This window comes from Phaeobacter piscinae, from assembly GCF_002407245.1.
Taxonomy (GTDB): domain Bacteria; phylum Pseudomonadota; class Alphaproteobacteria; order Rhodobacterales; family Rhodobacteraceae; genus Phaeobacter; species Phaeobacter piscinae.
Genome location: NZ_CP010682.1, coordinates 187597 through 201592, shown reverse-complemented (window position 1 = coordinate 201592; position 13996 = coordinate 187597). Strand labels below are relative to the sequence as shown.

Here is a 13996-nt window from a genome sequence, read left to right as displayed (position 1 = left end):
AATTACATGGGGCCGTCATGGGACAAATCCGCTTTTTAGCAACTGCCGCAACAGTTTGGACCGCAGCGACGGCTGCCTTTGCCGAGGTGCCAGCCGTCGCTGCCGACATTACCCCGGTCCACGGCCTCGTATCGCGTGTGATGCAGGGTGTTGGCACGCCTGACCTGGTGGTTCCGCCCGGCGCGTCGCCGCACAGCCATTCGATGCGCCCTTCGGAAGCGCGGGCGCTGGATCAGGCGGATTTTGTCTTCTGGGTTGGGCCGATGCTGACACCGTGGCTGGAGGGGCCTATTGCGACGCTTGCGTCTGATGCCACGGTGATTGCTCTGCTCGACGCCGAGGCGACACAGCAGCTGATGGTGCGGGAGAGCGTTCAGTTCGGGCAGGGGCATGACGACGATCACGCTGATGATCATCACGACGGGCATGATGAGGAGCATCACGACGCCCATCACGATGATGATCACGACGGAGATCACGCAGGCGAACATGATAAGGATCACGACGCCGAAACAGCGCATGCAGATGAGCATGGGCACAGCCACGAGGCCGGTAGTCTTGATCCCCACGCGTGGTTGATGGCGGAAAACGGCAGCGCCTGGCTGCAGGTCATAGCCGAGGCTCTGGCGGCTGCTGATCCGGAGAATGCCGCGCTCTACATGCGCAACGCCGCAGAGGGGCAGGCCGAGATTGCGACAGCCGCTGCCGAGATTGCAACCAAACTGGACGTTGTAGCAGGCAAGCCCTTTGTCGTTTTTCACGATGCGTATCAGTATTTTGAAACCGGGTTCGGGATTGAGGCTGCAGCGGCAATTTCGCTAAGTGATGCATCGGATCCCAGCCCGGCCCGCATCGCTGAGGTCCGCGCAATCGTTCAGGAGATGAAGGTGCGTTGTGTTCTGTCCGAGCCACAGTTCAACTCCGGTCTGGTTGCAACGGTACTGGATGGAACCGATGCAGGCACGGCGGTTGTTGATCCGCTTGGCGTCAAGCTGGAGCCGGGACCACAGTTCTATCCGCAGCTTCTGACCTCAGTCGGTGAGGCGATCGCGGGCTGTTACTGATCGGTGGTGGTCGGCGTCTGGCCGACCCGTTCCGACAGGAAATGAACCAGTGTGGCGCCGGTCTCATAATAGGCGCCGCGCACCCCGGCAAAGGGCAACCTGTGGTCGTCGCTCACCGGAATGGGAAGGAGCGATCTGTCTCCATGGATCAGGGCCTCGGCCATGCGTCGGCCGAAAACCGTGCCGGGGCCGATACCGCGCCCTGAGTATCCAAAACAGGCAAATCCCTGACCCAAATCAATAATTTTTGGGATGTGTTCGGTTGTCATCGCGATCTTACCGGCCCACTCGGCTTCAAACGGATGATCTGTGAGGGCAGGGAACATGACTGCCAGCTTCCGCCGCAGCCAGTTTCTATGAATGCTGCGCGCCGGGTGGGACAAGGCGCCCATACCGCCGATGATCAACCGTCCGGCGCGGTCGCGTCGCCAGGACGACATGATCAGGCCTGTATCCCAGCAGCCTTCTGCCTGAGGCAGGATCTGCCCCGCGAGATCGGCAGGAAGCGGCGCGGTTGCGGCCTGAAAATAGCTGACGGGGATGGTGGCGGGGGTGGCATATCCCGTGATGGGCAGCGTGTAGGCGTTTGTGGCCATGATCAAGTGACGGGCGCGGACTGTGCCACCGGGTGTGCTGACCCGCCAGCCATCTGTTTCGCGTGTGATCCCGACAACGGGTGAGTTTGCATGCAGTTTGGCGCCTTGCGCAGCTGCGGCGCGCGCCAGTCCGATGGCATAGGCCAGCGGCTGGATGGTTCCGGCGCGGGGGTCGAACAGGGCGCCATGAACGGCATCGCTGCCAACACGCGCGATGGCAGCGCCACGAGACAGGAGCGTGACCGGCGCACCTATCGCCGTCAGTTGGCGGTACCGCTTTTGCAGATCTTTCAGCCCCGAATGCGCATGGGCGCAATGCAGGGTTCCGGTCTGCACCGGTTCGCAATCGATCTGATGGGTCTTGATCACTTCAAAGACCGCTGCGGGCGCGGCTGCAAGGAGAGTGGACAGCCGGGCGCCGTTGACCTCTCCGAGGGTGGCGTTGATCTCCTCAGGCGGCAACCACAGCCCTGCATTGACCAATCCGACATTCCGTCCGGATCCGCCCGCGCCAAAGGTCTCCGCCTCCAGCAAGCGCACATCAGCCCCCAGCTCCGCCGCGCGCAAAGCCGCCGAACAACCGGTATACCCGCCGCCGACAACAACCAAATCTGCTGAAACATCATCTTGCAGGGCCGTAGCGGAGAGGCCCTCACGGCAGGTCGCCTGCCAGAGGCTGCGGTTCCGGTCAGGCGTCATATCCAGGTGTCCTCTGTGAAGGGAGCACATCGCCTCAAAATCTGGTGTTGCCGCATATGCCCCTCCGCAGTTCGCTGGTTCTCATCCGGACCTGTGGTGCTGTGATCCGCCTGATGATTGATTTTGGCATACCGCAGAGGGCCGCAGTTGCCGAGAGAAATCAGCCGTTTGATGGTGGTTTCTAGTACGATACGGGGTGCAGCGGCTCAGCCTGTGCGGGTTCCGCCCACATCTTCTGGCGCGATCGATACGGATTTCACAATCGCATGGCAGTCCGTGCCAATGGCCAGATCCAATGCGGCGGCAGATCGCCGGGTGACACGCGCCAGCAAAGCTCCTGCAGGGGTCTGCAAAGAGATCATAATGCCCGGCCCCTCGCCACTGCGTAGTGCGGTGACGCGGCCCGGCAGAATGTTCAATGCAGAGAGGCCAACGGGGCGCTGGCGTGACAGGATCACCTCATGGGCGGAGATGCGGACACGCACGGCATGGCCCGGCGGATGGGGCACCCGGGGAAGGAACAGGGCGAGGCCACCGGCGTTCAATTCACTCAGCCCATCTGCGTGATGCTGCTGTACTGTTGCCTGCAAAATAGCACCGGCACCACGCACGCCGGTTGGCATGATGGTCGGATCGGCCAGCACCAGATCAGCAGGGCCGCTGCGGATACAGCGGCCGTCTTGCAGAACAACCACGGTGGTTGCCAGCCGGGCGACCTCAGCAACTGAATGGGTGACATAGAGAATAGGAAGCGTGATTTCGTCGCGCAGCCGTTCCAGATAGGGCAGAATTTCGGCCTTCCGTGCCTCGTCCAGGGCGGCCAGCGGTTCGTCCGCCAGGATCATATCCGGTGCCGACAGCAAGGCGCGGCCAATTGCGACACGCTGTTTTTCACCACCCGAAAGAGTGGCTGGGTGGCAGTTCAGCAAGGCGCCCAATCCGAGCATCTCGACCACGGTGTCAAATGTCGCTGCTTCTCGGTTTCTGGGCATAAACCTTTGGCCATACATAAGATTTTTAGAAACGCTCATATGGGGAAAAAGCCGGGCATCTTGAAAGATGTAGCCAATGCGACGACGGTGCGGGGGGGTATCTACCCCGGCTTCTGTGTCCAGAACAACGCGGTTTCTGAGGCAGATTTTGCCGGTTCCGGGTTTCAGCAGACCTGCCACAGCATTGACGACAGTGGTTTTGCCGGCACCGGAACGGCCGAACAAAACGGTCACTCCGGCAGGGGCCGAAAAATCCACATCCAAGGCCAACTGCCCCAGCTGATGCGTTAGCCTGACGTCTAACATCTGGCGCCCCGAACCCGGTCTGCGACCCGGCGTGCCAGCCATTCTGACGCCAGCAGCGCCGCCATGGCGAGGGCAACGGAGATGACCACCAACCGCAACGCCGCGGTTTCACCACCGGGCACCTGAAGAAAAGCATAGATTGCTGAGGGGAGCGTCCGCGTCTGGCCCGGAATATTGGAAACAAAGGTGATGGTTGCGCCAAACTCACCCATTGCCTTGGCGAAGCCAAGGACGGCTCCAGCCAGAACGCCGGGCAGGATCAGGGGCAGGGTGATGGTCACGAACACCCAGATCTCCGAGGCACCCAGCGTTGCGGCGGCCTGTTCCAGCCTGGGGTCCACCGCCTCCAGCGATAGACGTATGGCCCGGACCATCAAGGGAAACCCCATGATTGCAGCAGCGAGGGCCGCGCCGGTCCAGCGAAAGGCAAAGACGATACCGACTGCGTTCAGTGCAGTCCCAACCGGGCTGGGGCCGCTGAAGACGATGAGCAGGATGTAGCCAGTAACCACCGGCGGCAGGATCAATGGCAGATGAACCACCCCGTTCAGCAATGCCTTGCCCCGAAACTGCCCGCGCGCCAGCGCCAGCGCCACCAACAGCGCCAGCGGCAGCGACAGAAGGGTTGCCCAGAACGATACCTTCAGGGACAAGGCCACCGCCTGCCATTCTTCGGGGCCAAGCCACTGCATTCTGTTGGGTCACTCCACTAGCACGGTGAAACCTTGCCCGACAAAGATCTCTTTCGCAATCGGACTGCTGAGGAAGTTCAGGAAATCAATGGCCTCCTGCCCGTCATGGGTTGCGGCGGCGGGGTAGATGATTGGTGCGTGGCTGTCCGGCGGGAACCGGTCCACAACGGTGACAGTGGGGTTGCCGATCACATCGGATCCGTAGACCACACCCAGACCAGCAGCCCCGCGGGCAACCAGTGCAAGAGCAGCGCGCACATTGTCGGTCTGCGCAACATATGGCTGCAGTTGATCCCAAAGGCCGATATCTTGCAGCGCAGACTTGCCATAAATCCCAGCGGGAACCGCCTCCACCAGGGCCATCGCCAGTGGGCGATTCTGTACCTGAGCATGCAGTGCGGAGGCATTTTGCAAGGAGAGGGAGGGCACGGTTGCTGGGGCTACGGTTGGCGCGATCAGAACGAGGGAATTGCCGAGGAGATCAATGCGTGTCTCGGCTGCAATCAGGTTTCGCGACTGGGCCCAATCCATCCAAGCGGCGTTGGCAGAGATGAAAACATCCGCTGGCGCGCCGTACTGCAACTGCCGCGCCAATAGGGAAGACCCGGCAAGAGACAAGTCAATGGTGGTATCGGTTTCGGCTTTATAGACGTCGGCGATCTCCTCAAGCGAGTTTTTGAGACTTGCTGCAGCAAAAACGGTGAGGCGGTCGGCGAGTGCGGATCCCGGCAGGAACAGGGCCAGAACCACAGCGAGGCATGCGAGATGTCGGCTTATCCGCGGTCCCGGTCCTATGGGGCAATCCGTTTGGTGTTGGCTCTGCACGCTACGTCCTGTCGTCACATGAAATCAGGATGATAACGGGTCAAGTGAAGAGGCGGCAAGGTGCAACTCGGCGGCTATGCCGAGACGTCTGTATCGTAAGAAGGGTCCGTCTGCGCCGGACCCTTCTCAAAAAAACCTGATTTCGTATCTGTACCTATGTTTCAGGCAGAGATTCTGGTGTCAGCGTGCTTAGAACAGAGTAACCGCGCCAACATCTGCTGCTGGTTTGGCCGCGGGTGCCGGCCGCGCAGCAACACGCTCCTGCTCGCCCAAACGTCGGTCATCTTTGACCTGCGTTTGCTGCGCAGCCCCTGAAGCTGCGTGAAAACGGACACGCCGCGCAGAGGTGCCACCAACGCTGGATGATACCACCGAGATTCCCTCGTCCCGCAGGAAGCGCTGGACAAAATCGGCGTTCGAAGCGCCGATATCTGAGAGGTTAGCCGACATTTTGGCCCCACCGAAAACCTTGGCTTTCAGGTTTTCGCGCTGCGCCCCTTTTTTCATGATCCCGTTGATCAGCAGTTCCATGGCATGGATGCCGTAGCGCGCATTCACACTGTCGCTGGCGGTTGAGGACGCCAGCAGAAAGTGGTTCATGCCGCCGACACCTACTTTGTCATCGTAGATGCATGCGGCAATACAGGATCCAAGGACGGTGGAGAAGACCACTGTCGGGGATGTCGATACGCGATACTCGCCCTGTAGAACGGTCACCGTGGTGGAGTTAGCAAATACGCTCAAGGTGATTTCCTTCCCAGTTATCTGTCAGGTCTTGCAAGCCTGAATCAATGTTCCGGCCATTCGCGCGAGCGAGACCTGTTGCTGCGCGGCGCCCATTTCCCAGGCAACCCGTGGCATCCCGTAGACGACGCTGCTTTTCTCGTCCTGCGCAAAGGTTTTTGCCCCGGCCTTGCGCAGTTCCAGCAGCCCTTGCGCCCCATCTTGTCCCATACCTGTTAAAATTGTGGCAACAACGCTTTTCGCAATGGGAACGGCGGACATAAACAGTGCATCGACGGATGGCATGTGCCCCGAAATTGGCGGGCCTTCCTTGAACCGTGTGCGATAGGGCTTTCGGGGCGTCATGCCCATGTGGCGTGGCTGACCGGCCGCAACATATACATGGCCGGGAGACAGCGTCATGTTGTCATCCGCAGTTAGCACCTTGGCCGGGCAGATGCGGTCCAGAAGAGAGACCAGTCCGCGACCAAAGTTCTTGCCGGTGTGCTGAACGATCAGGGTTGGCGGACAGTTCAGCGGAAATCCAACCAGTACATTTCTCAGAGCTTCGACGCCGCCGGTGGAGGAACCGATTAGGATGATTTTGTCGCTGCCGGGACCTGAGGCGGCGCCTGCGGTTTGCTTTTGCAAGGGGGAGCGCTGATCTCTGCGTGGTGCCTTGACCATCATGTCGAAGTAGCTTGCAAAATCACGAGGGTTATCGGATTTCGTCAGCTCGAAGATGCCGGCACCAACATCCAGCAAGGGCGAGGAGCTCCGTGCCGGTGTTGAACTATGGTTGTCCATCACAGACACCCAGCGGATATCGAGCGCTGAGAAAAGAGCCAGCATCATTTCGAATTCGGGCAGTTTGGTAAACCCATCCTCGACGAAAGCAAAAGTGGGCTGACCCGCCTCCGCCTGATTGTAGGCCATCATCAGATTGTTGGCCAAAAGCACTTGAAGGCCCGGGTAAGTGGCCTCCATATGTTGTTGTAGGTTCTGCGCAAAACGCCGGTCCGTGGTGATGATCAATAGGCTCTGTGACAATGCTCATTCCGCTTGTTGCGTTCGGACAAAGGCCGAAGTGTTTCAGATGTACGACCCCCAACCCTGGAATGGGGCTGGGGGCGTTTGGCGGGATCAGAAATCCTGCCAGATGTCCTTGGCGGCATTGCCACTGCTGCTGGCAGCGGCCGGTGCCGGCTTGGGTGTGACCGCTTCGATGTCCCAATCATCGCCATGGGCACTGGGGGCGGCACTGGGGGCGGCGGGGGGAGTATCTTGCGCGGCAACCTGGATCTGAGCTGGCGCCGGCGCCGCTGCGGATTTGCGAACCGGCGCCGCTGCCTGCCGCCCGCCCGCTGCCACGCGGAAATGCGCGACCAGTTCAGCCAGTTTGCTGGCATCCGCATTCAGCATGTGCCCGGCGGCAGTGGCCTCTTCAACCATGGCGGCATTCTGCTGGGTGACCTGGTCCAACTGGGTCACGCCGGTGTTGATCTCATGCAGGCCGGTGGACTGCTCGCTGGCACCGGTCGCAATGCCAGACACCAGTTTCGAGATATGGCCAACCCGCTCGACGATGCTTTGCAGTGCATCGCCGGTCTTGCCGACCAGATCCACGCCGCGCTCCACCTGTTTGGTGCTGTCACCGATCAGCGTCTTGATCTCCATCGCCGCATCCGAAGAGCGCTGCGCCAGGGCGCGCACCTCGCTGGCAACCACCGCAAAGCCTTTGCCAGCCTCACCGGCGCGCGCCGCTTCCACCCCGGCATTGAGCGCCAGAAGGTTGGTCTGGAAGGCGATATCGTCGATCACCCCGATGATCTGCGAAATATGCGTCGAGGATTGCTCGATCTCGGTCATGGCAGAGACTGCGCTCTGAACCACTTCACCGCTGGTTTCGGCTTCCTGCTTGGCCTCTTGCATGATGCCTTCGACGCTGCGCGCGCCTTCGGCGGCGGATTTCACGCTGGCCGTCATCTCGTCAAGGGCGGCCGCGGTTTCCTCCAGCGTGGCGGCCTGGCTTTCGGTGCGGTTCGACAGATCGTCGGAGGCCTGGCTAATTTCATTTGCGCCACTGCGAATGCTCTCGGCGGTGTCGATCACCTGGGTCACGGTCGTGCTCAATGTCTCGGCTGTGCGGTTGAAATTCTCGCGGAGTTTTTCATGGTGCGACGGGAAAGGATCGGAAATGGGCTGAGAAAAATCCCCGGTTGCGAGGCGCACCAGGCCTGAACTCAGCTGTTCGACAACAACCTCTTGTTGCTGTTGCAGCTCTGCACGATCAAGCTCAGCTGAGCGCGCCTGCTTGAGATCATCTTGCAGGCTGATCAGCTGTCTGCCGATGTCGCCGATTTCATCATTACGCCCTGCTTCCGGAACATTTGTGTCCAGATTGCCTGATGCGACTTCCTCGATGCGGTTGCATATACGATTGATAGGCCGGGTGATTGAGCGGGCGAAGAGCCAGCCAACAAGCGACATAACAGCTGAACAGATCAGGGAGATCAGCAGCATAAGATTGCGTTCCCGCACAACAGGAGCGAATAATTCCGCGCGATCCTGTTCCGCAACAATAGCCCAATTGGCCTGCGGCATGCCGACCGGTTCGGAGTATGCGACAACTGAGGTACCGTGCGAATTCACTGCATTTGCGTAAAAGCCGCTTTCACCGGCAAGGGCGGCCGAAATCTGTTCTGTCTCTGGCAATTGTTCCAAGACCTGGTGCACGTCATCATTCCGCGAGTTGGTGCGTACTTTCAGATCTTGGCCGACGATAAACACATCTAGCGTCTCATTCATGTCGGTGATCGGATTGACGATTTTGGTCAGCATATTGACCGGTACCTGAAGGGCGATAACCCCTTGCAAATCACCAGCGGCGTCAAAAACCGGACTTGCCACAAAGGCAGCGGCGGCGCCGTTGCTCGGAGCGTATGCTTCAAGGTCCGCGAATACGACGTCACCTGCTGACATGTCGATGGCTGTCCTAAAAGCCTTTCCGAGCCCTGAACTTGCAAACAAACCATCGACAAGATTTGAGGCGTAGTCCGCCTCTTTGGTGACGGAATAAACGACATCCCCAGCGGTATTGATCAGGAAAACGTCATAGTATCCTTTATTCTCAAGAACTGCCGTCAGCGAAGGGTGAAATCGGGCATGGTGCATATGATAGGGTGAATCACCGATGCCGCGGTTCAACAGATGTTTTTCGCCTGCTGCATTGGGGTTTGCATCGATATACGCATTGCGAAGTGTTTTTGCCGGATCGCCCTCGATCCCCTCCCATGTCATGGTGAACCATTCCAGCGCCGTCGCCGTTGAGGGGATTGCGGCCAAGGTTGAGGCGTCAGCGCGAATTCCCTCTACCAACGCCTTCAGCGCCATGCTGCGGTCCTCGGTCATGGCATGAAATTGTTCCTCAGCATGGGCGATCGCATTTCGCTGAAAAGCAAGCGAGCTGATTGTCACAAACATTGCGGTGACCAGCGCACTGAACCCTATGATGAACAGGGGCAGCTTATATGCCAAGCGCAGGTTGGGAATTATTTTCATCGGATACTCCATTCACAGGCACAGGAAGCGGGTGGAGGCCCTCTCCTTGTATCCTTTGATGCCTGCTAGGAGTTAATTTCGACCTTACGCGAGGTTGGTTTTTCACGGTAATTTCTCGGTAAAGATCATCAACTCAGGAGGTGAGTGAGTCCGTATATATATACCTCCTGGTGCGGGTTGCTCATCCGGGAGATCCATGCGCCTTCAATTGTGACGGCTGTTGGCGAACGGCTAAAATTTAGCGAAATTCCGGCTGGTTTTTACGGCCAATTCCACGCTGATTGCGGGCGGTCAGCGTGGGTTTCGGCAATCAAATATTAAGGCCCGCGGTCTACTCCTACCCTATCGACTTGAAACCTGTCGCCGAATACGGGGGTGCGAATCGCTGACCATGACGACGGAAACGCAAACACACACTTTGGACCTGCCCAATGCCTTCTCGGATCTGGATCCGTTGATCGCATTCTTGCGCGGGGCGCGCACTCAAACAGTGGAGATTGATTGCAGCAATGTGGCGGTTATGCCGTCGCGCTGCCTGCAGCTTCTGCTGAGTGCAGAACAACAATGGCGGTCAGAGGGGCTGGGCTTTTCAGTGGCCAAGGTCACCGAAGGGTGCCGGAAATCGCTCACTCTTTTGGGGCTCGAGCCCAACCGATTTGAAGACGAGGAAACAGCATGAAGACGAAAGTTCTGGCAATTGACGATTCCCGCACTATCCGGAATCTCCTGGCCGCCGCGCTCGAAGAAGCCGGCTTCGAATATCATTGCGCCGTAGATGGCCGTGAAGGCGTAGACATGTATGCCGATGTGGCGCCGGATGTGGTGATCACTGACATCAACATGCCAAACCTGGACGGCTTTGGCGTCATTGAAGAGCTGCGCGGTGATGGCATCAATTCGAAGGTGCCGATTTTGGTTCTGACCACCGAGAGCGCACCCGAGTTGAAAGCCCGCGCCCGTGGCGCTGGTGCGACTGGCTGGATCACCAAGCCCTTTGACGATGCGTCTCTGATTTTCGCGCTGAAGCGCGTTACTGGGGCTGCGGCCTGAGATGGCGGGGTCGATACAGGACACATTCTTCGAGGAGTGCGAAGAGCTCCTTGAAGCAATGGATGAGGGTTTGACCGCTATCGAAGGAGGCGATCATGACCCTGAGGTGGTCAATGCTGTCTTCCGGGCGGTTCACTCGATCAAAGGGGGCGCGGGTGCATTCGGTTTGGATGAGCTGGTCGCGTTTGCCCATAAATTTGAAACCGTCTTCGACGAAGTGCGCGCAAACCGGCTTGGACTCGATACTAAGCTAATTCAGTTGTTGCTGCGCTGTAGCGATCACCTGTCCGATCTTGTGGCGACCTCCCGTGATGGTGGCAGTGTAGATGAGGCGCATAACGACGTGCTCGTGTCAGCTCTTGAGGAGTATATTGACGAGGACGAAGAAGAGGTGGTGTTTCAGCCGATGGGTTTGGGCGGCGCTTTTGAAATGGCGCCGATCGAAGTGGAAAAAGAGCGGATCTACAACATCCGCTTTCACCCTCTCAAAGATATGTACGGTACGGGCAACGAACCCTACTTCTTGTTCCAGACCTTGGCCGACCTCGGCACGCTTGAGGTCACGTTGGACGAGAGTGAGCTGCCCGGTTTCGATGCACTGGATACCGATGAAAGCTACTTGATCTGGGCGCTGACGCTCACGACGACAGAGTCAAAGTCGGCAATCGAGTCAGTTTTTGAGTTTGTAGAAGGGCTGTGTGAGCTGTCAATCGAATCCGATATGGATGAAGAGGACGACGCTAATGCCCTGGCTGCGCTGGAGGCTGCATTTGGTACAGCCCCGGAGGAAGGTGGTGATCAGGTGGCTGCCCCTTTTGAACCGCCGGTCTCAGCCCCAGAACCGGAGGCTGTGGCAGCCCCGGTGGCCGCCAAGGCGGCGGCACCAAAAGCTGAGGCCGCGAAATCCGATCAGCGTGGGCCAAACCCGACGCTGCGGGTCGACCTGGAACGGGTCGATCGGTTGATCAATGCTGTTGGCGAGTTGATCATCAACCATTCAATGTTGGCACAACAGATTGCCAACCTTGACGTCGCAGATCTACGGGACGTGGAAACCGAGCTGGAGGGCTTCAAAAATCTGGCCCGTGATATCCAGGAAGGTGTCATGTCCATTCGCGCACAACCTGTTAAACCGCTGTTTCAGCGGATGGCGCGGATCGTGCGGGAAGCTTCCGCGGCGACTGGAAAAACTGCCAAGCTGATCACCGAGGGTGAGGGCACCGAAGTCGATAAGACCGTCATTGAGCGACTGTCCGATCCGTTGACCCATATCCTGCGCAACGCAGTCGACCATGGAATCGAAAAGCCCGAAGATCGCGAAGCGGGCGGCAAAACCAAGAGCGGTGAAATCCGGCTATCGGCATCTCATCGCTCCGGCAGCGTCTGCATTGAGATCAAAGACGACGGTGCCGGTGTCAATCGGCCGCGCGTGAAGCAGATCGCTATCGATAAAGGGCTCATTCCGGAGAACGCGGATCTAACTGATAGCGAGATCGACAACTTGCTGTTCCTGCCGGGTTTTTCCACTGCAAAGGAGATCTCAAATCTTTCCGGACGCGGTGTCGGAATGGATGTGGTTAAAAACGCAGTCACAGCCTTGGGCGGGCGGATCAATATCTCCTCCACGCCGGGAAAGGGCTCGGTTTTCACCATTATCCTGCCGCTGACACTCGCCGTCATGGATGGGATGGTCGTTTCCGTCGCAGATCAAACCATGGTGGTTCCGATTACCTCGATCGTCGAGACGATGCGGGGCAGCGACGACATGGTCAACAACCTAGGCGCGGATGGCACATTGCTGTCAATCAGAGGAAACTTCGTACCTGTTTGCGATGTTGGTGGCGCATTGGGACTGTCCAAGGGTGATCAGGATCAGCCTCCCGGGGTTTATCTTCTGGTCGAGACAGAGACCGGTCAGCGGAGTGCCTTGGCCGTGGATGACATCCATGACCAGCGTCAGGTCGTCATCAAGAGCCTAGACGGAGTGTGCGGAAATATCCCCGGCGTTGCGGCAGCAACCATTCTTGGTGACGGCAAGATTGCCATGATCCTTGATCCAGAAAGTATTCTTGCGGCTTCGCCTTCTGCAGCCGCTTTCGACACAGAGCGGAGAATAAGCAATGCAATCGCAAGCTGAAGCCAAGTATGACGACTCGGAAATCAAACACGCCGAGCACAGCGAATTTGTCAGTTTCACCGTTGCTGGCCAGGCGTTCTGTCTGAAAATCACCCAGATCCGGGAAATCCGGCGCTGGTCCCCGGTTACGATCCTACCTCATGCTCCGGCGGACGTCCTAGGCGTGATGAACCTGCGGGGCGCCGTGATCCCGATCTATGACCTTTCAGCGCGCTTCGGGCTCCAGCAGACCGAAGCGAGTGAGCGAAATGTCGTGATTGTCGTCTCGGTACATGGCAAGCCAGTTGGCCTGCTGGCTGAGTCTGTTTCTGAGATTATCTCGATCAATCCAGATGATATTCAAGACACGCCGCCGGTCGATAGCCGTAATACGATGGATTACATTCAGGGTATTATTTCGCACGATGAGACGATGGTGCGGATCATCAACCTGGATGCTGTCATCACTGCGCCGGAACAGGTGATCTCGTGACTTTTGCTAACCCCATTGATACTCGTGCGGATGGTTTCACCCTGTCTGATCAGGATTTTGAATCCATCGCCGATTTTGCGCACAAGCACTTTGGGCTGGCTATGTCGAGCAGCAAGAAACCTCTGGTTTCCTCACGCTTGGCGCGGCGGTTGCGCAAGCTGAATTACACTGATTTCAAATCCTACCTTCAGGAATTGAATGGTCCCAACGCGGATGCAGAACGCAGCGAGTTGCTGTCTCTGCTGACCACAAACGTGACGCAGTTCTTTCGCGAACCGCATCACTTCGATACGTTGCGTGATGATGTCCTGCCGCCGTTGCTGGAGAAAGCACGTCGCGGGGATCGTGTGCGCATCTGGTCTGCAGGATGTTCCAATGGGCAGGAGCCCTACACCATAGCCATGGTGTTGAAAGAGCTCTGTCCTGACGTGGAAAGGCTGGATGTGAAAATCCTTGGCACGGATATTGATCCTGTGGTTGTACGCAAGGCATCCGCAGCCAGGTATTCCGCTGACGAGCTGTCGCAAATCCCGCAAAAATACAGCGGATACTACAAGATCGAAGGACAGGATGGGGCGATCCGTGATGATCTACGCGGACTGCTGACATTTGGGGTGCTCAACCTGATTGAGCCTTTCCCCTTCAAAGGCAAGTTCGATGCGATTTTCTGCCGGAATGTGGCGATCTATTTCGACACGCCGACGCAACAGAAGGTCTGGCATGCCTTTCAACGCAGCCTGAACCCTGGCGGCTATCTGTTTATCGGCCATTCAGAACGCATGTCCGGGCCTGCGGCATCTGCGCTGCAGACCGTTGGAATCACCACTTACTTAAACTCTCCTGCCGGTCGGAACACCTGAGCAGTCCGGCACAATAAGA

13 protein-coding genes are annotated in these 13996 nt (G+C 58.1%); 6 read left to right on the top strand and 7 right to left on the bottom strand.

Going from position 1 to position 13996, the window contains the following annotated elements:
- The first annotated feature begins 17 nt into the window (after positions 1–17).
- A complete protein-coding gene (locus phaeop14_RS18075) occupies positions 18–1064 on the top strand; it encodes a zinc ABC transporter substrate-binding protein (RefSeq protein ID WP_096790468.1) in 1047 nt (348 codons plus the stop codon).
- On the opposite strand, the gene phaeop14_RS18070 is transcribed toward phaeop14_RS18075, so the two are convergent.
- The 7 genes from phaeop14_RS18070 to phaeop14_RS18040 all read right to left on the bottom strand — a co-directional run bounded on the left by phaeop14_RS18070 (position 1058) and on the right by phaeop14_RS18040 (position 9458).
- Positions 1058–2359 (bottom strand): NAD(P)/FAD-dependent oxidoreductase, encoded by a 1302-nt coding sequence (locus phaeop14_RS18070; protein ID WP_096790467.1) that lies wholly within the window; start codon positions 2357–2359, stop codon positions 1058–1060. The two genes, phaeop14_RS18075 and phaeop14_RS18070, sit on opposite strands and share 7 nt — an antisense overlap.
- A gap of 206 nt (positions 2360–2565) precedes the next feature.
- Positions 2566–3657 (bottom strand): molybdenum ABC transporter ATP-binding protein, encoded by a 1092-nt coding sequence (gene modC, locus phaeop14_RS18065; protein WP_096790466.1) that lies wholly within the window; start codon positions 3655–3657, stop codon positions 2566–2568.
- Complete coding sequence (gene modB, locus phaeop14_RS18060; RefSeq protein WP_096790465.1) at positions 3651–4349, bottom strand: molybdate ABC transporter permease subunit; 699 nt, start codon at positions 4347–4349, stop codon at positions 3651–3653. The genes modC and modB overlap by 7 nt, the downstream gene beginning before the upstream one ends.
- 9 nt (positions 4350–4358) lie before the next feature.
- A complete protein-coding gene (gene modA, locus phaeop14_RS18055; RefSeq protein WP_096790464.1) occupies positions 4359–5174 on the bottom strand; it encodes a molybdate ABC transporter substrate-binding protein in 816 nt (271 codons plus the stop codon).
- A gap of 189 nt (positions 5175–5363) precedes the next feature.
- Positions 5364–5918 carry a chemotaxis protein CheD gene (locus phaeop14_RS18050; RefSeq protein WP_040182304.1) on the bottom strand — a complete coding sequence of 185 codons (555 nt, stop codon included), beginning with the start codon at positions 5916–5918 and terminating at the stop codon, positions 5364–5366.
- 24 nt (positions 5919–5942) lie between these two features.
- Positions 5943–6884 carry a CheB methylesterase domain-containing protein gene (locus phaeop14_RS18045; RefSeq protein ID WP_052463820.1) on the bottom strand — a complete coding sequence of 314 codons (942 nt, stop codon included), beginning with the start codon at positions 6882–6884 and terminating at the stop codon, positions 5943–5945.
- Positions 6885–7040: 156 nt separating this feature from the next.
- On the bottom strand, positions 7041–9458 hold the full coding sequence (locus phaeop14_RS18040) for a methyl-accepting chemotaxis protein (RefSeq protein WP_096790493.1): 2418 nt from the start codon (positions 9456–9458) through the stop codon (positions 7041–7043).
- A 391-nt stretch (positions 9459–9849) separates the two neighbouring features.
- Here phaeop14_RS18040 and phaeop14_RS18035 point away from each other — a divergent pair, with 391 nt between their 5' ends.
- From phaeop14_RS18035 to phaeop14_RS18015, 5 genes are read left to right on the top strand one after another with little or no spacing between them, the layout of a single operon-like run.
- Positions 9850–10137: an STAS domain-containing protein gene (locus phaeop14_RS18035; RefSeq protein WP_096790463.1), complete on the top strand. Its 288-nt coding sequence runs from the start codon at positions 9850–9852 to the stop codon at positions 10135–10137.
- Positions 10134–10508 (top strand): response regulator, encoded by a 375-nt coding sequence (locus phaeop14_RS18030; protein ID WP_014881839.1) that lies wholly within the window; start codon positions 10134–10136, stop codon positions 10506–10508. The genes phaeop14_RS18035 and phaeop14_RS18030 overlap by 4 nt, the downstream gene beginning before the upstream one ends.
- Position 10509: 1 nt before the next feature.
- The gene (locus phaeop14_RS18025) at positions 10510–12645 is read left to right on the top strand and encodes a chemotaxis protein CheA (protein ID WP_040175750.1); all 2136 of its coding nucleotides are present in this window, start codon (positions 10510–10512) and stop codon (positions 12643–12645) included.
- Positions 12629–13117: a chemotaxis protein CheW gene (locus phaeop14_RS18020; protein ID WP_040175748.1), complete on the top strand. Its 489-nt coding sequence runs from the start codon at positions 12629–12631 to the stop codon at positions 13115–13117. The genes phaeop14_RS18025 and phaeop14_RS18020 overlap by 17 nt, the downstream gene beginning before the upstream one ends.
- The gene (locus phaeop14_RS18015; protein ID WP_040175746.1) at positions 13114–13977 is read left to right on the top strand and encodes a CheR family methyltransferase; all 864 of its coding nucleotides are present in this window, start codon (positions 13114–13116) and stop codon (positions 13975–13977) included. The genes phaeop14_RS18020 and phaeop14_RS18015 overlap by 4 nt, the downstream gene beginning before the upstream one ends.
- The last annotated feature ends 19 nt before the right edge of the window (positions 13978–13996 follow it).

Coding starts and splice junctions, on each gene's coding strand:
- modC (WP_096790466.1), bottom strand. CDS start 3,657: ATGTTAGACGTCAGGCTAACGCATCAGCTGGGGCAGTTGGCCTTGGAT.
- phaeop14_RS18075 (WP_096790468.1), top strand. CDS start 18: ATGGGACAAATCCGCTTTTTAGCAACTGCCGCAACAGTTTGGACCGCA.
- phaeop14_RS18070 (WP_096790467.1), bottom strand. CDS start 2,359: ATGACGCCTGACCGGAACCGCAGCCTCTGGCAGGCGACCTGCCGTGAG.
- phaeop14_RS18045 (WP_052463820.1), bottom strand. CDS start 6,884: ATGGAGGCCACTTACCCGGGCCTTCAAGTGCTTTTGGCCAACAATCTG.
- modB (WP_096790465.1), bottom strand. CDS start 4,349: ATGCAGTGGCTTGGCCCCGAAGAATGGCAGGCGGTGGCCTTGTCCCTG.
- phaeop14_RS18025 (WP_040175750.1), top strand. CDS start 10,510: ATGGCGGGGTCGATACAGGACACATTCTTCGAGGAGTGCGAAGAGCTC.
- phaeop14_RS18030 (WP_014881839.1), top strand. CDS start 10,134: ATGAAGACGAAAGTTCTGGCAATTGACGATTCCCGCACTATCCGGAAT.
- phaeop14_RS18040 (WP_096790493.1), bottom strand. CDS start 9,458: ATGAAAATAATTCCCAACCTGCGCTTGGCATATAAGCTGCCCCTGTTC.
- phaeop14_RS18035 (WP_096790463.1), top strand. CDS start 9,850: ATGACGACGGAAACGCAAACACACACTTTGGACCTGCCCAATGCCTTC.
- phaeop14_RS18020 (WP_040175748.1), top strand. CDS start 12,629: ATGCAATCGCAAGCTGAAGCCAAGTATGACGACTCGGAAATCAAACAC.